Here is an 18607-nt window from a genome sequence, read left to right as displayed (position 1 = left end):
TGGAGTGGGCATGGGGTTCAGGAGGCTGCTCGCGAGTCTGGGAGCCGGAGGCGCTTCGGTGGAGACGGAACTCACCGAGGCGAACGTCGTACCGGGCGGTGTCGTCCAGGGCGAGGTGCGGATCCGGGGCGGCGCCGTCGACCAGCGGATCGAAGGTCTCACCGTGGGCCTCCAGGGGCGGGTGGAGACCGAGGGGCACGACCACGAGACCAAGCAGGACATCCAGTTCACCGAACTGCGGCTCGGCGGGGATCTGGCGATCGCGGCGGGCGCCGGGCATGTGGTGCCGTTCGGACTCGAAATACCGTGGGAGACGCCGATCACGAACATCGCCGGGCGGCCACTGCCCGGCATGCACATCGGGGTGAGGACCGAGCTGGAGATAGCGCGGGCGGTGGACTCGGGTGATCTGGACCCCGTACAGGTGCATCCGCTCCCCGCCCAGCAGGCCATTCTCGACGCGTTCGGAGAACTCGGGTTCCGCTTCCGCAGCGCGGATCTTGAGCGCGGGCACATCCGTGGCACACGCCAGCTGCTCCCCTTCTACCAGGAGATCGAGTTCTGGCCGCCGGAGCAGTACCGCGGGCTGGATCAGGTCGAGCTGACGTTCGTCACGGACGACCGTGAGATGGACGTGATACTGGAGATGGACAAGAAGCCGGGTCTCTTCAGCGAGAGCAGCGACTCGTACCGGGCGTTCCAGGTGGGGCTGCACGATTTCCGGGATACGGACTGGGCGGGGTACCTCCATCAGTGGCTGGCCGATGTGGGCGGCAGACGGAACTGGCTCTAGGGTCGGACACGGAACTGACAGCCGATGCAGGAGGTGCCGTCGTGACCGGGCTCAGCAAGCCGCCGCTCCCCCATGACTTTCATCCGCCGGTGCCCTCGTTCACCGTGGTGAGCGAGGACATCGCGCCGGGGTCGGTATTGAAGGACGCTCAGGTGTACGCGGCGGGGAACACCTCGCCGCAGCTGCGGTGGGAGGGCTTCCCGCCGGAGACCAGGAGCTTCGCCGTGACCTGCTTCGACCCGGACGCCCCAACGGGCAGCGGGTTCTGGCACTGGTCGGTGTTCGACATCCCGGCGTCGGTGACCGGCCTCCCGGCGGGCGCGGGCAGCGGCGAGTCCAAGGGGCTGCCGCCCGGCGCGGTCCAGGCACGGAACGACTACGGTGCGAAGGAGTTCGGGGGCGCCGCGCCGCCGGCCGGTGAGAACCACCGCTATGTCTTCACTGTGTACGCGGTGGACACCGCGAAGCTCGGTATCGACTCGGACACCCCGCCCGCCGCGGTCGGCTTCAACCTGCGTTTCCATACGCTGGCTCGCGCCCAGCTCATCGCCGAGTACGCCGCTCCCGCCGAAAGCTGAACAGCCCCCGGTTGTTTGCCCTGCCCTGGTCTTGGAGAGATCAGGGCAGGGCCTTTTTTATTGCGTTGTCCATCGTGGCGTGCCCGGCCAGAGTTGATCCCAGCCCGCCAGGGGGTGGGCCGGCACACGGAGGTGGGCACCATGCGGGACACATTGGTACTGAACGCCAGCTTCGAACCGCTGTCGACGGTGACGCTCAACCGCGCCGTGGTGCTGGTGCTCCAGGACAAGGCCGTGGTCGAGCAGGCCCACCCCGGTCTGCGGGTGCGGGCGGCCGCCGTGGAGCTGCCGGTGCCGCGGGTGATCAGGCTCTGCCGTTATGTCCGCGTCCCGTTCCGAAGACAGGCACCGTGGTCGAGACGGGGCGTGCTGGTCAGGGACCAGCACCGGTGCGCGTACTGCGGGCGGCGGGCGACCACGGTCGACCATGTGGTGCCGCGGGCTCAGGGCGGCCAGGACACCTGGCTGAATACGGTCGCCTCCTGCGCCGAGGACAACCACCGAAAAGCGGCCCGTACCCCGGACCAGGCCGGAATGCCGCTGCTGCGCGGCCCGTTCGTGCCGACGCCGGCCGACGCGATGATGCTGGCGCTCGGCGCCGGTGACCGGCAGGCGCTGCCCGACTGGCTGCCGCAGACCGCGTAGCCGTCGGCCCGCCCGTTGTACGCGTCAGCCCGCCCCCGGGGCGGAGGCGGGCTGATTCTTTTCGGCCCGGGGGCCGGACCGTCACAGCGGTAGTTACTCGGAGGGGCGCCTGGCGGCCGGCGGTGCGGGCGACTCCTTGCCGGTGTTGAAGCCGGGGACGTTGTCGCCGAGGTTCCCGAAGGCTCCGCTGAGTCCCTTGAGCGCGTCGCCGATCTCGCTCGGCACGATCCAGAGCTTGTTGGCATCGCCCTCGGCGATCTTCGGGAGCATCTGGAGGTACTGGTAGGCGAGCAGCTTCTGGTCGGCGTCGCCCGCGTGGATCGACTCGAAGACCGTACGGATGGCCTGGGCCTCGCCCTCCGCGCGCAGCGCCGACGCCTTGGCCTCACCTTCGGCCCGGAGGATGGCCGACTGCTTCTCGCCCTCGGCGCGCAGGATCTCGGACTGCCGGACACCTTCGGCCTGGAGGATCGCGGCGCGCTTGTCACGGTCGGCGCGCATCTGCTTCTCCATCGAGTCCTGGATGGAGGTGGGCGGTTCGATGGCCTTGAGTTCGACTCGGTTGACGCGGATTCCCCACTTGCCGGTGGCTTCGTCGAGTACCCCGCGCAGGGCCGCGTTGATCTCCTCGCGGGAGGTCAGTGTCCGCTCCAGGTCCATTCCGCCGATGATGTTGCGGAGGGTGGTGACGGTGAGCTGCTCGATCGCCTGGATGTAGCTGGCCACCTCGTACGTCGCTGCTCGGGCGTCGGTCACCTGGTAGTAGATGACCGTGTCGATGTTGACGACCAGGTTGTCCTGCGTGATCACCGGCTGGGGCGGGAAGGGTACGACCTGTTCCCTGAGGTCGATCCGGTTGCGGATCGAGTCGATGAACGGGACGACGATGTTGAGCCCGGCGTTGAGGGTGCGCGTGTAGCGGCCGAACCGCTCGACGATGGCTGCGCTGGCCTGTGGGATCACCTGGATCGTCTTGATCAGGGCGATGAAGACCAGCACCACCAGAATGATCAGAACGATGATGACGGATGGCATCGTGCTCCCCGTGCCCTTCGATTGCCGGCAGTTCCCGATGAGCGATCTTCGCAGACCTCGGTCTGCCGTGTGTGAGGTTCTGTCACAGGACGACTGCTGTCGCTCCGTCGATCTCCACGACATCCACCTGCTGACCTGGCTGATAACTGGTGTCACTGTCGAGGGCCCGCGCCGACCAGACCTCTCCGGCGAGCTTGATGCGGCCTCCGCTGCCGTCGACCCGCTCCAGGACGAGGGCCTGACGGCCCTTCAGCGCATCGATTCCGGTGGCGAGTCCGGGCCGGTGGGACCGGTGCCGGTTGGCGATGGGGCGTACGACGGCGATGAGTGCGACGGACACGATCACGAAGACGAGGACCTGGAGCACCGGGCCGACGCCGAGCGCGGCGGCGGCCGATGCGGCGACCGCGCCCACGGCCAGCATCCCCAATTCGGGCATGGCGGTGATGACGAGCGGGATACCCAGCCCGGCCGCGCCGATCAGCCACCACACCCATGCCTCGATGTCCACGGGCTCATGGTAGGGCGGCAGTCCCCTCGGGGGACAGGGCGCACGAGGTGCGGAACCGGTCAGCCGAGCGGAAGGCCCTGCGCGGTCCAGCGGTTGCCGCGCTGCTCGACCACGAGCGGCAGCCCGAAGCAGAGGGAGAGATTCCGGGAGGAGAGCTCGGTCTCCATCGGGCCGGCCGCGAGTACCTTGCCCTGACGGATCATCAGGACATGGGTGAAGCCGGGGGCGATCTCCTCGACGTGGTGGGTCACCATCACCATCGAGGGGGCGTACGGGTCCTTGGCGAGCCGGCCGAGACGGCGCACGAGGTCCTCGCGGCCGCCGAGGTCGAGACCGGCGGCGGGCTCGTCGAGGAGGAGCAGTTCGGGGTCGGTCATCATCGCGCGGGCGATCAGGGTGCGCTTGCGCTCGCCCTCGGAGAGCGTGCCGAACCTGCGGTCCAGGAAATCGGTCATGCCCAGGCGGTCGAGGAAGGCGCGGGCGCGCTTCTCGTCGACCTCCTCGTAGTCCTCGTTCCAGGTGGCCGTCATGCCGTAGGCCGCGGTGAGTACCACCTGGAGGACGGTCTGCCGCTTGGGCATCTTCTCGGCCATGGCGGCTCCGGCCATGCCGATGCGCGGGCGGAGCTCGAAGACGTCGGTGCCGGGCTTGCCGAGCTGCTCACCGAGGATCGACGCGGTGCCGGTGCTCGGGAAGAGGTAGCTGGACGCGATGTTGAGGAGGGTGGTCTTGCCCGCGCCGTTGGGGCCGAGGATCACCCAGCGCTCCCCTTCCTTCACCGACCACGAGACGTCGTCCACCAGAGCACGTCCGTCGCGGACCACCGATACGTCCAGCAGCTCCAGTACATCGCTCATGAGCGCGTTGTCTCCCCATGCAGTCTCGGTTCGCGCGTGCGCCTGCGGGCGCAGCTCCCAGGGAAAACCTACGCCACCTGAGTAGTGGTCCCGTGCCTAGGGCCTCTCGGGTCCAGTCCCTACCCTGGGTCCATGTTCACGGAACCACGCTCAGGACGGCTGGCCGCATGGGGAAATGCCCTTTTGGCCGGATTTGTATCGCCGGATGACGCCGCGCTCGCCATCGTGGGCGAGGACGCGGTGCACCGGGTCGAGGGGCTGCCCGGGGAAGCGGGGCCCGTCGGGCTCACGCTGGCCCTGGGGCGGCTGAGAGGGCTCGGCGCGACGGGCTACCGGGTGGCGATGCCCACAGCGGGCCATCCGCTGGGTCTCAGCGGACCACCGGAGTTCAACGCGCGGGCGCTGGAGGCGGCGGAGGCCGTCACGGCTTTCGGGGTGCCGCTGGGCCTGGTGCCGGAGCTGTACGAAGCGGGCCCCGAGGGTGATCTGCACCGGGAGGTGGTCTGGCACTGCCTGCCGGTCCGCGAGGCTCCGCCCGCCGATGTCCCTTCACTGGGTGAGGCGGAACGGGAGCTCGCCGAGGCCCTGCGGGAGGCGACCGCGGTGCTCTCGGGGCTCGATGTGGCGGGTGGCGGACCGGCCGCCGATGCGGCCATCGACGCGTACCGGGCGCGGGCGGAGGCAGGGGCCGGGGAACTGCTGGCCCCCGGCTACCCGGCGCGTGCGGTCCGGGTGCTCGAACTCGCGCGGCGTGTCGGGCTGCTGGTCTCGGTGGCGTACGAGCACGGGCCGGGCGGCGCGGTGAGCGCGTCCGAGATGGCCGCCAGGGGAGAGGCGCTGCGGCCGGTGGAGCGGGTCGCCAGGCGGGCGCAGGTGGCGGCGTACAACGCGTATGTGGAGGAGCGGGAGCGGCGCGGCTGACCTCGCCGCCGCGAACCGTCGGCCCCGGCGGGGTGTCCTCCGGGGGTTCACGGAACGCCGACGGCCCCCCGGGAACGCTCGTGTCCGGGGGGCCGTCGGCCGATGGCCGCTGCTGCGGTCAGTGGTTGAGCCCGTGGTTGCCGAAGACGGGGTTGAGGACGCCGATCACGGAGACGGTGTTGCCGACGGCGTTCACCGGGACGTGCACGGGGGCCTGCACCACATTGCCGGAGACGACGCCCGGCGAGCTGGTCGCGGCGCCCGCCGCGTGCGAGGCGGCGGACGCGGCGCCGGCTCCGGCGGCGAGGACGCCACCGGCGACGAGGGTGAGGGTGGCGGCCTTCTTCAGGTTCTTCATTTCAGGATCCTCCTAGCTGGCTGCGGCCGGCGCCGCAGCACGCATGGAGAACGGCGGACAGCCCGCTCGGATACGCCATGTGGGTTACTTACACCCGACGGTATGAATCTCACACCGGAATATGACGGTCCGCTCAGCCCGCCGCCCCGTTCCGTACCGCCCAGAGAGCCGCCTGGGTCCGGTCGGCGAGGTCCAGTTTCATCAGGATGTTCGACACATGCGTCTTGACGGTCTTCTCGGAGAGGACCAGCGCGCGGGCGATCTCCCGGTTGGACCGCCCGTCGGCGATCAGCCCGAGCACCTCGCGTTCCCGCTCGGTGAGCGCGGTGCCCCTCCCCTGGCCGCCGCCGAGCTCCTGCGAGAGGAGGGCCCCGGCCACTTCGGGCTGGAGGAGGACATGCCCGGCGTGTACGGACCGGATGGCGTCGGCCAGCGCGTCCGGGTCGACGTCCTTGTACACATAACCCGACGCACCCGCCCGCAGGGCGGGAACCACGGTGCGCTGCTCGGTGAAGCTCGTGACCACCAGCACCCTCGCCGGATTGGCCAGTTCCCTGAGCCTGCGCAGGGCCTCGATACCGTCCATGCCCGGCATCTTGATGTCCATCAGGACGATGTCGGGGCGCAGTTCCTCGGCCGCCGCCACCCCCTGCTCCCCGTCCGGCGCCTCGCCCACGACCTCGATGTCGTCCTGGATCTCCAGGAAGGTGCGCAGGCCGCGCCTGACCACCTGGTGGTCGTCGACGAGCAGGACACGGATGGCCGCCTTGGACCTGGGCGCGGTGTCAGCCACCGGGCACCTCCATCTCGATCGTGGCGCCCTCTCCGGGCGCCGATTCCACCCTGAGGCGGCCGCCGACGCCGCTCGCCCGGTCCCGCATGGAGACGAGGCCGAGGTGCCTTCCGGCGCGCCGGACCACCGAGGGCTCGAACCCGCCCCCGTTGTCGGTGACCCGCAGGACGGCGCCCGGTCCGTTCCTGTCCAGTACGACATCGATCCGCTCGGCCCCCGAGTGGCGCAGGGCGTTGTGCAGCGCCTCCTGGGCCACCCGCAGCAGCGCCTCCTCCTGGGCGGCGGGCAGCGCCCTCAGCTGCCCGCTGCGGAAGGTGACGTGCGGGGCGTGGGCCCGGTCGAGGACCTGGATGTGCGTGCGCAGCGTGTGGACGAGGCCGTCCTCGTCCAGGGCCGCGGGACGCAGCTCCACGACGGCCGCGCGGAGTTCGTCCGCCGCCTGGGCCGCGAGGCCGGCCACCTGCTTGAGCTCGTCCTTGGCGCGGGCCGGGTCGCGGTCGACCAGCGTGACGGCGGCCTGCGCGGTCAGCCGCAGGGAGAAGAGCTTCTGGCTGACGGCGTCGTGGAGTTCGTGCGCCAGCCTCGAGCGCTCCTCGGCGATGGTCAGTTCGCGGCTGCGCTCGTAGAGGCGGGCGTTGGTGAGGGCGATGGCGGCGTGCTGGGCGAGGATCGTCAGGAGCTCCTCGTCCTCCTCGGTGAATCCGCAGCGGCCGGTGGGCCTGGGGCACCGCTTGTTGGCCAGGAACAGCGCGGCGATCGTCTCGTCGCCGTCGCGGACCGGCAGGCCCAGGAAGTCCGACATGTCGGGGTGCGTGGCGGGCCAGCCGCCGAAGCGCGGGTCCTGGCGTACGTCGTCGAGGCGCTGGGGCTTCTCGTCGTGCAGCATCGCGGCGAGGATGCCGTGCTGGCGCGGGAGCGGGCCGATGGCCTTCCACTGCGCCTCGCTGACGCCGTCGACCACGAACTGGGCGAAGCCTCCGTGGTCGTCGGGTACTCCGAGTGCGGCGTACTCGGCGTCCAGCAGCTCACGGGCCGAGGCCACGATCGTCTTGAGGACGTCGCGGACCTCCAGATGCCTGCTCATGGCGAGCAGCGCGGTGCTCACGGCCGACAGCCCTGAAGCGGGTCGATGGGACATGGCCACACCGTACCGGCGGGCCGGCCGTCCGGTATCGGGCTGCGGCCGGCCCCGTGTACGACATCCGTACTAGGCCGAAATGTCGTGGCCCGGTGCACCCGGAGGCCGAGGCGCGGGACGGGGCGCGTTCCTACGTTGGTGGCGCGGAACGGCAGGAACCGGAGCACGGGCAATGTGCGGAGGGGCGTGTCATGTCGGTAGCGGTCATCACGGGCGGATCGAAGGGGCTGGGCCTGGCGTTCGCGGCGGGGCTCGCGGAGCGCGGCTGGGATCTGGTCATCGGCGCCAGGGACAGGGAGGTCCTGGCAGAGGCCGCTGGGGAACTCTCGGAGTACGGAACGCGGGTGGTGGCGGTGGCGGGCGACGTCGGCGACGACACGCACCGGAGCCGGCTGGTCGCGGCGGCGCGGCGTCTCGGCGGGGTGGATCTGCTGGTCAGCAACGCCAGCGCACTGGGCGCCGAGCCGCTCGTACGCCTCGACGAGCTGACGCTGGACGGGCTGCGGTCGGCGCTGGAGACCAACGTGGTGGCGGCTCTCGGCCTGGTGCAGGAGGCACTGCCGCTGCTGCGGTCGGCCGGCGCGGGGGCGGTGATCGCGGTGAGTTCGGACGCAGCTGTCGGGGCGTACCCCACGTGGGGCGGTTACGGGGCGTCCAAGGCCGCACTCGACCAGCTGTCGGCGGTGCTCGCGGCCGAGGAGCCGGGGCTGCGGGTGTGGGCGGTGGACCCGGGCGACATGCGGACCGCTCTGTACGCCGCGGCGGTGCCCGGCGACGAGGAGGCGCGGCCCGCGCCTTCCCAGGTGGTACCGGCGTTCCTGCGGCTGCTCGACGAACGGCCGGCGAGCGGACGGTACACGGCAGCGGCCCTGGCCGGGGAGACGCGATGAGTGCCCGGCAGACGCTGCGGATCCCGGACGAGCTGCTGGCGTCGGTGCCGGCCGAGGAGCGCGGGCAGGGCCGGGACGACGTGCGGCTGCTGGTCTCGCGCGGCACCGCGGTCTCCCACCATGCCTTCCGGCAACTGCCCGGCCTTCTGCGGGCCGGTGACGTTCTGGTGGTGAACACCTCGCCGACCCTGGCCGCCGCGGTCGACGGGGCGACAGCGGCGGGTGTCCGTGTCGTGGTGCACTTCTCCACTCGCGGGGACGACGGCCGGTGGGCGGTCGAACTGCGGGAGCCTGTGCCCGGCGGGAGTACCCGGCGGTGCCGGGGCGGCCCCGCCGGGTCCGTGGTGCGGCTTCCCGGCGGCGTACGGCTCGTGTGGGAGGAACCGCTGGCAGCCGGTGAGGACCGGCTGTGGTGGGTGCGGCCGTCGGTGGACGGCGTCCCGGAGCTGCTGCGGCGGCACGGGCGCCCGATCCGGTACTCCTACACCCGTCGTGACCAGCCGCTCTCCGCGTATCAGACGGTGTTCGCGCACCCCGCGCCGGACGGCGCGGGTTCGGCGGAGATGCCGAGTGCCGCACGGCCCTTCACCACCGGTCTGGTCACGGAGCTGGTCAGCCGGGGGATCCAGTTCGCCCCGGTGGAGCTGCACACCGGTGTCGCGTCGGCGGAGGCGGACGAGACCCCTTGTCCCGAGCGCTTCGAGGTGTCTGCGGCCACCGCCCGTCTGGTCAACGCGGCGCGGGCCGGCGGCGGGCGGATCGTCGCGGTGGGGACGACCGCGGTGCGCGCCCTGGAGACCGCGGCCGATGCCGGTGGGGTGGTCCGCGCACTGGCGGGATGGACGGATCTGGTGGTCACACCGGGCCGCGGGACGCGGGTGGTGGACGGGCTGCTGACCGGCCTGCACGAGCCGCGGGCCTCGCATCTTCTGCTGCTGGAGGCGGTGGCGGGACCCGAGGCCCTGAGCCTCGGCTACGCCGAAGCGGTACGGGCCCTCTACCTCTGGCACGAGTTCGGGGACGTTCACCTCATACTTCCGGATGAGGAAGCTAACGCTCCGCATTGCGAGAGCAACGCACTGTGAATTTGCTGTGCATCCGGTGTGACGCCGCACATAGGACCCACGTCACTTACGAGGTTGTCTAGTTGATGCTTAAGGGGCCCCTGGGCCGGGTACGCGCGGGCGCCCGGCACTCAGACGGCTCCCCTACGCCACTAAGCGGCATCGTACGTCACACCTTTGCCACAAGATTTTGCGGCCGCTAAGAATTGCTCCCGTCGCCGCCCCAGGGCGTTCCGCCGGCCCCGGCGCTTCGCGACTTCCGCTATTCGAAGAGGTACGCCCGCATGACCGAGAACCGCCACGGCCGTCGTCGGCTGACCAAGACCCACAAGTACTCGATCGGTGGTGTGGCCGCCGTCGGCGCCGCAGCCGTCGCGTTCACACTTGTTCCCGGAAACGCCTCCGCCGACACGACCCACACGTCGGTCGACGCCGCTCCGGTGGCCTTCGCCTCCCAGACCAAGACGGTGCAGGCGGGGCTCCACGCCCAGCAGGCCCATGCGGACAAGGCCGCCAAGACGGCCGCGGCGAAGGCCAAGGCCGAAGCGGCCAAGGCGAAGGCCAGGGCCGAAGCCAGGGCCAAGGCCGAAGCCCGCGCCAAGAGCGAGGCCGCCGCCAAGGCGAAGGCCGCCGCGAAGGCGAAGGCCGCCGCCAAGGAGCGCACCGCCAAGGCGGCCGCCAGCCGCTCGACCACCCGCACGACCCTTTACGCGAACAACCTCGACGGCTGGATCCGCCAGGCCCTCGACATCATGAAGGCCAAGGGCATTCCCGGCTCGTACGACGGCCTGCAGCGCAACATCATGCGCGAGTCCGGCGGCAACCCGCAGGCCATCAACAACTGGGACATCAACGCCCAGAACGGTGTCCCGTCGAAGGGTCTGCTCCAGACCATCCAGCCGACGTTCGACCAGTACCACGTGGCCGGTACGTCGACGAACATCTACGACCCGGTCGCCAACATCACCGCCGCCGCGAACTACGCCGCCGCGAACTACGGCTCGATCGACAACGTCAACAGCGCCTACTGATCCGGCACTGAGCACGTATCCGGGTCGGGCGACGCCGGACCACGCCGAAGGGCGGCACCCCACTGCGGGTGCCGCCCTTCGGCGTGGTCCGAGCCTGTGCCGGGTCTACTTGCGCATGACCTCGGGCTCGTGGCGGCGCAGCAGCCGCGCCACGACGATGCCGCAGATCACGCCGATGGCGAGCAGGATCCCCATGTCCATCACCCAGGTCCCGAGCGTGTGGTCCCAGAGCGGGTCCGTGCTCGTCGGGTCCTTCTTGTTGGGCAGCAGGACGTTCAGCGACGCGGTGGTGCCCGCAGCGGCGACGGCCCAGCGGGCGGGCATCAGGAACGAGAACTGGTTGATTCCCGCAGCGCCGTTCAGGGTGAAGAGGCAGCCGGTGAAGACGACCTGCGTGATGGCGAACATGACGAGGAGCGGCATGGTCTTCTCGGAGGTCTTCACCAGCGAGGAGATGATCAGACCGATCATCATCGAGGTGAGGCCGAGGGCCATGATCGGCAGGGTCAGCTCGATCCGGGTGGAGTTCGAGAAGATCAGCCCCTCGGCCGGCGCCTTCTTCATGCCGAAGCCGATCCCGCCGATGATGGCGCCCTGCACCAGGGTGATCAGACCGAGCACGATCACCTTGGACATCAGGTAGGCGGAACGCGACAGGCCGGTGGCCCGCTCCCGTTCGTAGATGACCCGTTCCTTGATCAGCTCTCGTACGGAGTTGGCCGCCCCCGCGAAGCAGGCGCCCACCGCCAGGATCAGCAGGATCACCGAACCGTCACCGTTGCTGAGGTGCCCGGCCGGCGGCCCGAATCCGAGTCCGTAGTCCGCCGGGATCAGCGCACCGACCGTGCCCAGCACCGCGGGCAGCAGCAACGACAGCGCCATGAAGCCCCGGTCGGAGACGATCACGGACACATAGCGTCGCATCAGGGTGAACAGCTGGGAGCCCCATGCCTGCGGCTTCGGCGGCTTCATCGACTGCGCGGACGGCATCTGGACCGACTGCACGGCGACCGCGTCGATGTCCGCCGCGTACATCTGGTAGTGCTGCGAACCACGCCAGCGGCCGGCCCAGTCGTAGTCGCGGTAGCTCTCGAAGGCCGAGAAGACATCGGCCCAGCTGCTGTAGCCGAAGAAGTTGAGCGCCTCCTCGGGCGGTCCGAAGTACGCGACCGAGCCGCCCGGCGCCATGACCAGGAGCTTGTCGCAGATGGCGAGCTCGGCGACGGAGTGCGTGACGACCAGGACCGTACGCCCGTCGTCGGCCAGACCGCGCAGCAGCTGCATGACATCGCGGTCCATGCCCGGGTCGAGCCCGGACGTCGGCTCGTCCAGGAAGATCAGCGACGGCTTGGTCAGCAGTTCGAGTGCGACCGAGACCCTCTTGCGCTGGCCGCCGGAGAGCGAGGCGACCTTCTTCTCCTTGTGGATGTCCAGCTTCAGCTCGCGCAGCACCTCGTCGATGCGCGACGTGCGCTCGGCCTCGGTGGTGTCAGCGGGGAAGCGCAGCTTGGCCGCGTACTTCAGCGCCTTACGGACCGTGAGTTCCTTGTGCAGGATGTCGTCCTGCGGGACCAGCCCGATGCGCTGACGCAGTTCGGCGAACTGCTTGTACAGGTTCCTGTTGTCGTACAGGACGTCGCCGCGGTTGGCGGGCCGGTAACCGGTGAGCGCCTTGAGCAGCGTGGACTTCCCGGAGCCCGACGGGCCGATGACCGCGACGAGCGACTTCTCGGGGACACCGAACGAGACGTCCTTGAGGATGTCCTTGCCCTCGTCGACCGTCACGGTGAGGTGGCGGGCGGAGAAGGAGACCTCGCCGGTGTCGACGAACTCCTCGAGGCGGTCGCCGACCAGCCGGAAGGTCGAGTGGCCGACACCGACGATGTCGTTCGGTCCGATCAGGGCGGTGCCGGACTTGGCCATCGGCTGGCCGTTGATGTACGTGCCGTTGTGTGATCCGAGGTCGCGGATCTCGAAGCGGCCGTCCGGTGTCGCCACGAACTCGGCGTGGTTGCGCGAGACCTGGAGGTCGGAGACGACCAGCTCGTTCTCCAGCGCACGGCCGATGCGCATGACCCGGCCGAGTGCCAGCTGATGGAAGGTGGTCGGGCTGCGGTCACCGTGGGCCGGCGGGGCCCCCGCGCCCCCGCCGGCCGGACCGCCCTGCTGAGGGGGGACCTGACCGTGCTGCGGCATCTGACCCTGCGGCTGCTGCCGGCCCGCGTCCGGCGGGGGCTGCTGGGCCGGCGCCCAGCCCGCCGGAGCTCCGCCCTGCTGCTGCGCAGGGGCGTACGCCGGCCCCTGGGCCCCGGCGTTCTGCGGGGCGTACGCCGGCGCGGGCGCCTGAGCCTGCACCGGGGCGGGCCCCTGAGCCTGAGCCGCGGCGCCCGACAGGCTCAGCAGCGGTCCGTCGGTCGCGTTGCCGAGGTGTACGGCCGAGCCGGGGCCGATCTCCAACTGCTGGATCCGCTGCCCCTGCACAAAGGTGCCATTGGTCGAGCCGTGGTCCTCAATGACCCAACTGCGGCCCCCCCAGCTGATAGTGGCGTGTCGCCACGAGACCCTGGCGTCTTCGATCGCCAGGTCGCCCTGTGGATCACGGCCGAGGGTGTACGACCTGGACGGATCGAGCGTCCAGGTCCTGCCATTCGATTCAACTACGAGTTCCGGCACTCCAGCCCCACTTATTGTCCCCCGAGGTACCCCCGTTGCAGGGAGTCTAGGGATGGCGAACATCGTGGGGAACTATTTCAGGCACAGTGACGTATCGGGAAGTCGGGACGTGTGACGACCACGTACCAATGGGGTGGCGGTGTACAGGCCGGGGCGACATCCAGGACAAAAGGCGGGACGGCGGACGGCACGCGAAGCGGCCGCCGCGGGCCGCGCCCCGGCCCGCCCCGCCACGCGCGTCCGGTACTCGGGACGCGCCGTCGGCTGCCCCGCGGCGCCCTATACGGTGGGATCACCATGAGCGCATCGCAGCCCCCAGTCCATGCGGACTCCCCCACGCTTCTCGTCAAGATCTTCGGGAAGGACCGCCCCGGGATCACCGCCGGGCTCTTCGACACCCTCGCCGCCTACTCCGTCGACGTCGTCGACATCGAGCAGGTGGTCACCCGTGGCCGGATCGTCCTGTGCGCCCTTGTCACCGCTCCGGGCCCCGGCGGCAACGCCCAGGGCGAGCTGCGGGCGACCGTGCACAGCTGGGCCGAGTCACTCAAGCTGGAGGCCGAGATCATCTCCGGGACCGGTGACAACCGGCCCCGCGGCAGCGGGCGTTCCCATGTGACCGTGCTCGGCAACCCGCTCACCGCCGAGTCGACCGCCGCCATAGCGGCCAGCATCACCGCCACCGGCGGCAACATCGACCGTATCTTCCGGCTGGCCAAGTACCCGGTGACAGCGGTGGAGTTCGCCGTGTCCGGCGTGGAAACCGAGCCGCTCCGCACGGCGCTGGCCATAGAGGCGTCGGCGCTCGGCGTGGATGTGGCCGTGATCTCGGCTGGGCTGCACCGCCGTGCCCAGCGGCTCGTCGTGATGGACGTCGACTCGACCGTCATCCAGGACGAGGTGATCGAGCTCTTCGCCGCGCACGCGGGGTGCGAGCAGGAAGTCGCGGAGGTGACGGCACGCGCCATGCGGGGCGAGCTGGACTTCGAGCAGTCGCTGCACGCCCGCGTCGCGCTGCTCGCCGGGCTCGATGCCTCGGTCATCGACAAAGTGCGCTCCGAGGTGCGGCTCACGCCCGGAGCCCGGACCCTCATCCGTACGCTGAAACGACTCGGCTACCAAGTGGGCGTCGTATCAGGCGGTTTCACCCAGGTCACCGACGATCTGAAGGACCGGCTCGGCCTCGACTTCGCGTCGGCCAACACGCTGGAGATCGTCGACGGCAGGCTCACCGGGCGGGTCGTCGGCGAAATCGTGGACCGGGCGGGCAAGGCACGGCTACTGCGGCGCTTCGCCGCGGAGGCGGGCGTTCCGCTGGCACAGACCGTCGCCATCGGGGACGGCGCGAACGACCTGGACATGCTCAACGCGGCGGGGCTCGGTGTCGCGTTCAACGCCAAGCCCGTGGTGCGCAAGGCGGCCGACACAGCGGTGAACGTGCCGTTCCTGGACACCGTGCTCTATCTGCTGGGTATCACCCGTGAAGAGGTCGAGGCCGCGGACGGCCTTGTCGACGACGGGGTCTGACCGGCGGCCACCCCCGCCCGCGCGGCATCCCTGCGGAACCGTGTACGGGATGGAGCGCAGCCCCGGCCCCGCCCCCGTCGGGGCGCGGGGCCGGGGCTGCGCCGATGACGTGAGCAGGGCTCAGCCGGCCGGGCTCACTCGTGCGGTGCCCAGAAATCCGTGAGCCGGCCCACCCCGTGCTCCACCGACTTCCAGGGGCCGGTGAACTCGATGACCGCGAGCCCCGCGGTCGGGAAGCCGGTGCGGTTGATCCTCGTCAGCGCGTCCCCCTCGGCCTGGCCCGAGAGCGCGTCGGCGAGGGCGTGCATACCGGGGTTGTGGCCGATGACCAGCACGTCGGCCACGTCGTCCGGCGTCTCGCTGAGCAGCACGAGCAGTTCGCCGAGGGAGGCCTCGTACAGGCGCTCCTCGTAGATGGTGCGGGGGCGGTCCGCCAGCTCGTGGACAGCCAGCTTCCAGGTCTCGCGCGTCCTGACCGATGTCGAGCAGAGGGCCAGGTCGAGATGGAGATCGTAGGAGGCGAGCCGGCTTCCCGTGGCCGCGGCGTCCATCCTGCCGCGGTCGGCGAGCGGCCGGTCGTGGTCGGCCACCTCGGGCCAGTCGGCCTTCGCGTGCCGGAGCAGGACAATCCTGCGGGACTCAGGGGCTCCGGGGGCTGTCCCCCCGGATGACACAACGGCGCTCATACAGTCCAGCTTCGCACGGATCGGACCATCGGGCGCAGGGTGTTGGGAGGCTCCCCCAGCACGAGTGAACGCTGTCCGGCCACGGCGGCCGGGCGGCACTACAGCGGCAGGCTCTGCTGGATCCGCTGCAGCACGTGCGTGACCGCGGCGTCGCCCGCGTCGGCGTGCGCCTGGCCGGGCGCGCTGATGAGCAGCAGCAGAACGGCGAACGCGAGCGCGGGCAGGACGACGGCCCACCAGGGCAGCCGGACGTCGATACCACTCTGTGCGGGGCCGCGGCGCTGGGGGCGGGTAGGGTGCGTACGGGCCGGCATGGCCGCCTCCATGAGGTTCGCGGTTACTGATGTACCTGAACCTACGGAGTGCCGGTGGCCCGGCCCATCCGGTGACCCACCCACTTCACCCTGACCCTGGCCCCCTAGGGGACAGTGGTGCTGGCCCCACCACCGGATGCGGGCAGCGGGTCAGCACATCGGGGAAGGAGAGCGGGTCAGGGCGAGGCGATCGTCGCGATGATCGCGACGATCACCGTGACCGCGAGCATCGCTCCGAGCGTGAGCAGGAGCTTCTTCTGACCGTTCGGGGGATTCGGTTCGAGCACTGGCATGACGTCAGTCTCGCATCTCAGGACTCGTCCTCGATCGTCCGGTCCCGTCCGGCGAGGATCCCGGCGGCGATCTGCGGCACCATCAGCCCGGCCATCAGCGCGATGGGCAGCCCCCAGCCACCGCTGTGCTGGTAGAGGACTCCGACGAGAAGCGGTCCGGGAATGGAGATCAGGTAGCCGGTGGACTGGGCGAAGGCGGAGAGCCGGACGACGCCCGCGCCACTCCTGGAGCGCATGCCGATCATCGTGAGAGCCAGCGGGAACGAGCAGTTGGCGATGCCGAGCAGCAGCGCCCAGGCCCAGGCACCGCCGGACGGCGCCAGATAGAGACCGCCGTAGCCGACGAGCCCGCAGGCGCCCAGGGCGATGACGATGGGGCCCTGGGTCTTCATCCGGCTCGCCAGGCGCGGGATGACGAAGGCGAGCGGCACGCCCATCGCCATGGTCACGGCGAGCAGCAGTCCCGCCGTGCCGGCCGAGACCCCGGCGTCGCGGAAGATCTGCGGCATCCAGCCCATCGTGACGTACGCGGCGGTGGCCTGGAGGCCGAAGAAGCAGGCCAGGGCCCACGCGGTACCGCTGCTGGTGATCCGCCGCGCGGGCGGCCGCACGGCGTTCGCAGCGTTCCCGGCAGTCCCGCCGTTCCCGGTATCCCCGGCGTCCCCGCCGTTCGCCGCGGTGGTGCTGCGGTCCTTGACGAGCGCGATCCAGAGCAGCGCGGCCACCGCCGCCGGCGCCGCCCACACCCCGAGCCCCATCCGCCAGCTGCCGTCGAGGCCGTCGGTGACCGGAACGGTGAGGGCGGCGGCAAGGGCAGTGCCCAGGGCCAGCGCCATCGAGTACAGCCCGGTCATGGAGCCGACGCGGTCCGGGAAGTACCGCTTGACGATCACCGGCATCAGCACGTTGCTCACGGCTATGCCCATGAGGGCCAGCGCGCTCGCGGCGAGGAAGCCCGCGGTGCCGCCGGCGAAGGGCCGGATCAGCAGGCCGGCGGTGATCGCGGCCATGCCGGCACAGACGACCGCGCCCGGTCCGAAACGGCGGGCCATCCGGGGTGCCATGACGCCGAAGACGGCGAAGCAGAGCGACGGTACGGAGGTGAGGACACCGGCGACGCTGCCGCTCATCCCGAGGCCGTCCCGCACCTCCTCGAGGAGCGCGCCGAGGCTGGTGATGGCGGGCCGCAGATTGACAGCGGCGAGAACGATGCCTGCCATCACCAGTTTCACGGTCCACCCGGCGGGCTTCGGGCGCTCGGCAGCGACCGGGGCGGCCGGCCCGTCCGCCGGGGCGAGGATCTTCGTCTCGTCGTCTTGCATACGGACATCATAGAATCATGGGATGATTGGTTGTCCAATCCCGGGTTTCCACCTGGGCGACCACGAACGAGGAACACCATGGCGCTGAACTCTCCCCGTCGTTCCGCACTCGCCGACCAGGTGATCACCGAGCTGCGGAACCAGATCACATCGGGCGAGTGGCCGGTCGGTTCGCGCATCCCGACGGAGCCGGAGCTCGTGGAGCAGCTCGGCGTGGCCCGGAACACCGTCCGGGAGGCGGTGCGGGCCCTGGCGCACAACGGGCTGCTGGACATCCGCCAGGGCTCGGGCACCTATGTCATCGCCACCAGTGAGCTGGCCGGGGTGATGCACCGGCGCTTCGCGGCGGCCGACCCCCGGCACGTGGCGGAACTGCGCTCCACCCTGGAGTCGTCGGCGGCCAGGCTCGCCGCGGACCGGCGTACCGAGCGGGATCTCAAGCAGATCGACTCGCTGCTCGCGGAGCGGGAGCGGACCTGGGAGGCGGGTGACGCGGACGCGTTCGTGACCGCCGACGCGACCCTGCACCTGGCGATCGTGAACGCGTCGCACAACGACGTACTGACCGAGCTCTACGCGGACCTCGGTGATCTGCTCCGGCACTGGCTGCGCGGCGATGTGGGGCGGGAGCTGCGGCCCGAGGGGTACATGGACCACAGCCGGCTCATCGAGGCCATCCGGAACCGCGACGCGGACCTGGCGGCCACCGAGGCCGCGAGTCACGCGTTCATCAACTGTCTCGGCGACCCGGTGTGAGAGTGCTCAGCCCGCCCGCCGGTGCGAGACCCAGACCGCGCTGATCTCCTTCCAGCAGCGGCCTGCCAGCCGCACGCTGCGCGCGGGCCCCACTTCTACCGGTGTGCTGTCCGTGTCGATGTCCCACCAGCGGGCGCATTCGACGTGCAGGGCTATCCGGTCGCCCTCGACGTACGCGTTGTGGCAGGTGGCGCTCGCATGCGAGCCCCTGACGGATATGAGGCACCCGGCGCCGAAGGGGGCCGTACGGGCGTGCGCGCTCGCCGGAGTCATGAACCCCGCCACCGCGGCCGAGGCCACGAGCAGAACCGCTGAGCGGTACCGGATCGAACGCATACCCGTGCCTCCTCCCCAGGAGAACCGGGATGCCCCGGCCTGAACAGTCTGCGGTGATCCGCCCCGTTCCACGAGTCGGGCGCGAC

Annotated in this window: 21 protein-coding genes; 9 read left to right on the top strand and 12 right to left on the bottom strand. The window is 70.5% G+C overall.

Going from position 1 to position 18607, the window contains the following annotated elements:
- The first annotated feature begins 10 nt into the window (after positions 1–10).
- From OG584_RS27990 to OG584_RS27980, 3 genes are all read left to right on the top strand, one after another.
- Complete coding sequence (locus tag OG584_RS27990) at positions 11–793, top strand: sporulation protein (protein ID WP_405781927.1); 783 nt, start codon at positions 11–13, stop codon at positions 791–793.
- A 41-nt stretch (positions 794–834) separates the two neighbouring features.
- Entirely contained in the window at positions 835–1371 is a 537-nt protein-coding gene (locus OG584_RS27985) for a YbhB/YbcL family Raf kinase inhibitor-like protein (protein ID WP_405781925.1), read from the top strand.
- Between the two features lie 141 nt (positions 1372–1512).
- A complete protein-coding gene (locus tag OG584_RS27980; RefSeq protein WP_405781924.1) occupies positions 1513–2016 on the top strand; it encodes an HNH endonuclease in 504 nt (167 codons plus the stop codon).
- Between the two features lie 93 nt (positions 2017–2109).
- Here OG584_RS27980 and OG584_RS27975 read toward each other — a convergent pair whose 3' ends face one another.
- The 3 genes from OG584_RS27975 to OG584_RS27965 form a co-directional block, all read right to left on the bottom strand.
- The gene (locus OG584_RS27975; RefSeq protein ID WP_266858387.1) at positions 2110–3051 is read right to left on the bottom strand and encodes an SPFH domain-containing protein; all 942 of its coding nucleotides are present in this window, start codon (positions 3049–3051) and stop codon (positions 2110–2112) included.
- Positions 3052–3133: 82 nt separating this feature from the next.
- Positions 3134–3562, bottom strand: coding sequence for an NfeD family protein (locus tag OG584_RS27970; RefSeq protein WP_405781923.1), 429 nt, complete (start codon positions 3560–3562; stop codon positions 3134–3136).
- A gap of 59 nt (positions 3563–3621) precedes the next feature.
- Positions 3622–4419 (bottom strand): ABC transporter ATP-binding protein, encoded by a 798-nt coding sequence (locus OG584_RS27965; protein ID WP_405781921.1) that lies wholly within the window; start codon positions 4417–4419, stop codon positions 3622–3624.
- Positions 4420–4551: 132 nt separating this feature from the next.
- Between OG584_RS27965 and OG584_RS27960 the strand changes: the two genes are divergently transcribed.
- Entirely contained in the window at positions 4552–5340 is a 789-nt protein-coding gene (locus tag OG584_RS27960) for a hypothetical protein (protein ID WP_405781920.1), read from the top strand.
- A 118-nt stretch (positions 5341–5458) separates the two neighbouring features.
- Here the strand turns inward: OG584_RS27960 and OG584_RS27955 are convergent, their stop codons facing one another.
- The 3 genes from OG584_RS27955 to OG584_RS27945 form a co-directional block, all read right to left on the bottom strand.
- Positions 5459–5698, bottom strand: coding sequence for a chaplin (locus OG584_RS27955; protein ID WP_405781918.1), 240 nt, complete (start codon positions 5696–5698; stop codon positions 5459–5461).
- Positions 5699–5831: 133 nt separating this feature from the next.
- On the bottom strand, positions 5832–6491 hold the full coding sequence (locus OG584_RS27950) for a response regulator (protein WP_405781917.1): 660 nt from the start codon (positions 6489–6491) through the stop codon (positions 5832–5834).
- Positions 6484–7629 carry a GAF domain-containing sensor histidine kinase gene (locus tag OG584_RS27945; RefSeq protein WP_405781915.1) on the bottom strand — a complete coding sequence of 382 codons (1146 nt, stop codon included), beginning with the start codon at positions 7627–7629 and terminating at the stop codon, positions 6484–6486. Before OG584_RS27945 ends, OG584_RS27950 begins: the two co-directional genes overlap by 8 nt.
- A 191-nt stretch (positions 7630–7820) precedes the next feature.
- On the opposite strand from OG584_RS27945, the gene OG584_RS27940 reads away from it, so the two are divergent.
- The 3 genes from OG584_RS27940 to OG584_RS27930 all read left to right on the top strand — a co-directional run bounded on the left by OG584_RS27940 (position 7821) and on the right by OG584_RS27930 (position 10614).
- Positions 7821–8519, top strand: a complete 699-nt coding sequence (locus tag OG584_RS27940) for an SDR family NAD(P)-dependent oxidoreductase (RefSeq protein ID WP_405781913.1) — start codon at positions 7821–7823, stop codon at positions 8517–8519.
- The gene (locus tag OG584_RS27935) at positions 8516–9604 is read left to right on the top strand and encodes an S-adenosylmethionine:tRNA ribosyltransferase-isomerase (protein ID WP_405781912.1); all 1089 of its coding nucleotides are present in this window, start codon (positions 8516–8518) and stop codon (positions 9602–9604) included. Before OG584_RS27940 ends, OG584_RS27935 begins: the two co-directional genes overlap by 4 nt.
- A 263-nt stretch (positions 9605–9867) precedes the next feature.
- Positions 9868–10614, top strand: a complete 747-nt coding sequence (locus tag OG584_RS27930) for a transglycosylase SLT domain-containing protein (protein ID WP_405781911.1) — start codon at positions 9868–9870, stop codon at positions 10612–10614.
- Positions 10615–10719: 105 nt separating this feature from the next.
- Here the strand turns inward: OG584_RS27930 and OG584_RS27925 are convergent, their stop codons facing one another.
- Entirely contained in the window at positions 10720–13287 is a 2568-nt protein-coding gene (locus OG584_RS27925) for an FHA domain-containing protein (RefSeq protein ID WP_405781909.1), read from the bottom strand.
- Between the two features lie 297 nt (positions 13288–13584).
- Between OG584_RS27925 and serB the strand changes: the two genes are divergently transcribed.
- The gene (serB, locus tag OG584_RS27920; RefSeq protein WP_405781907.1) at positions 13585–14814 is read left to right on the top strand and encodes a phosphoserine phosphatase SerB; all 1230 of its coding nucleotides are present in this window, start codon (positions 13585–13587) and stop codon (positions 14812–14814) included.
- Positions 14815–14948: 134 nt separating this feature from the next.
- Here the strand turns inward: serB and OG584_RS27915 are convergent, their stop codons facing one another.
- The 4 genes from OG584_RS27915 to OG584_RS27900 form a co-directional block, all read right to left on the bottom strand.
- Complete coding sequence (locus OG584_RS27915; protein WP_405781905.1) at positions 14949–15500, bottom strand: SixA phosphatase family protein; 552 nt, start codon at positions 15498–15500, stop codon at positions 14949–14951.
- A gap of 98 nt (positions 15501–15598) precedes the next feature.
- Entirely contained in the window at positions 15599–15814 is a 216-nt protein-coding gene (locus tag OG584_RS27910) for a hypothetical protein (RefSeq protein ID WP_405781903.1), read from the bottom strand.
- Between the two features lie 176 nt (positions 15815–15990).
- Positions 15991–16107, bottom strand: a complete 117-nt coding sequence (locus OG584_RS27905) for an SGM_5486 family transporter-associated protein (protein WP_405781901.1) — start codon at positions 16105–16107, stop codon at positions 15991–15993.
- A gap of 17 nt (positions 16108–16124) precedes the next feature.
- Entirely contained in the window at positions 16125–17429 is a 1305-nt protein-coding gene (locus OG584_RS27900) for a CynX/NimT family MFS transporter (protein ID WP_405781900.1), read from the bottom strand.
- A gap of 78 nt (positions 17430–17507) precedes the next feature.
- Here OG584_RS27900 and OG584_RS27895 point away from each other — a divergent pair, with 78 nt between their 5' ends.
- A complete protein-coding gene (locus OG584_RS27895) occupies positions 17508–18185 on the top strand; it encodes a FadR/GntR family transcriptional regulator (RefSeq protein ID WP_405781898.1) in 678 nt (225 codons plus the stop codon).
- Positions 18186–18191: 6 nt separating this feature from the next.
- Here the strand turns inward: OG584_RS27895 and OG584_RS27890 are convergent, their stop codons facing one another.
- The gene (locus OG584_RS27890) at positions 18192–18521 is read right to left on the bottom strand and encodes a hypothetical protein (protein ID WP_405781897.1); all 330 of its coding nucleotides are present in this window, start codon (positions 18519–18521) and stop codon (positions 18192–18194) included.
- Positions 18522–18607: the final 86 nt, after the last annotated feature.

Source organism: Streptomyces sp. NBC_00859 (assembly GCF_045161865.1).
In the GTDB taxonomy this organism is placed as follows: Bacteria; Actinomycetota; Actinomycetes; order Streptomycetales; family Streptomycetaceae; genus Streptomyces.
This window is presented reverse-complemented; position numbering and strand designations above follow the sequence as displayed.

Coding starts and splice junctions, on each gene's coding strand:
- OG584_RS27990 (WP_405781927.1), top strand. CDS start 11: ATGGGGTTCAGGAGGCTGCTCGCGAGTCTGGGAGCCGGAGGCGCTTCG.
- OG584_RS27980 (WP_405781924.1), top strand. CDS start 1,513: ATGCGGGACACATTGGTACTGAACGCCAGCTTCGAACCGCTGTCGACG.
- OG584_RS27975 (WP_266858387.1), bottom strand. CDS start 3,051: ATGCCATCCGTCATCATCGTTCTGATCATTCTGGTGGTGCTGGTCTTC.
- OG584_RS27965 (WP_405781921.1), bottom strand. CDS start 4,419: ATGAGCGATGTACTGGAGCTGCTGGACGTATCGGTGGTCCGCGACGGA.
- OG584_RS27960 (WP_405781920.1), top strand. CDS start 4,552: ATGTTCACGGAACCACGCTCAGGACGGCTGGCCGCATGGGGAAATGCC.
- OG584_RS27955 (WP_405781918.1), bottom strand. CDS start 5,698: ATGAAGAACCTGAAGAAGGCCGCCACCCTCACCCTCGTCGCCGGTGGC.
- OG584_RS27945 (WP_405781915.1), bottom strand. CDS start 7,629: ATGTCCCATCGACCCGCTTCAGGGCTGTCGGCCGTGAGCACCGCGCTG.
- OG584_RS27940 (WP_405781913.1), top strand. CDS start 7,821: ATGTCGGTAGCGGTCATCACGGGCGGATCGAAGGGGCTGGGCCTGGCG.
- OG584_RS27935 (WP_405781912.1), top strand. CDS start 8,516: ATGAGTGCCCGGCAGACGCTGCGGATCCCGGACGAGCTGCTGGCGTCG.
- OG584_RS27930 (WP_405781911.1), top strand. CDS start 9,868: ATGACCGAGAACCGCCACGGCCGTCGTCGGCTGACCAAGACCCACAAG.
- serB (WP_405781907.1), top strand. CDS start 13,585: ATGAGCGCATCGCAGCCCCCAGTCCATGCGGACTCCCCCACGCTTCTC.
- OG584_RS27915 (WP_405781905.1), bottom strand. CDS start 15,500: ATGAGCGCCGTTGTGTCATCCGGGGGGACAGCCCCCGGAGCCCCTGAG.
- OG584_RS27910 (WP_405781903.1), bottom strand. CDS start 15,814: ATGCCGGCCCGTACGCACCCTACCCGCCCCCAGCGCCGCGGCCCCGCA.
- OG584_RS27905 (WP_405781901.1), bottom strand. CDS start 16,107: ATGCCAGTGCTCGAACCGAATCCCCCGAACGGTCAGAAGAAGCTCCTG.
- OG584_RS27900 (WP_405781900.1), bottom strand. CDS start 17,429: ATGCAAGACGACGAGACGAAGATCCTCGCCCCGGCGGACGGGCCGGCC.
- OG584_RS27895 (WP_405781898.1), top strand. CDS start 17,508: ATGGCGCTGAACTCTCCCCGTCGTTCCGCACTCGCCGACCAGGTGATC.
- OG584_RS27890 (WP_405781897.1), bottom strand. CDS start 18,521: ATGCGTTCGATCCGGTACCGCTCAGCGGTTCTGCTCGTGGCCTCGGCC.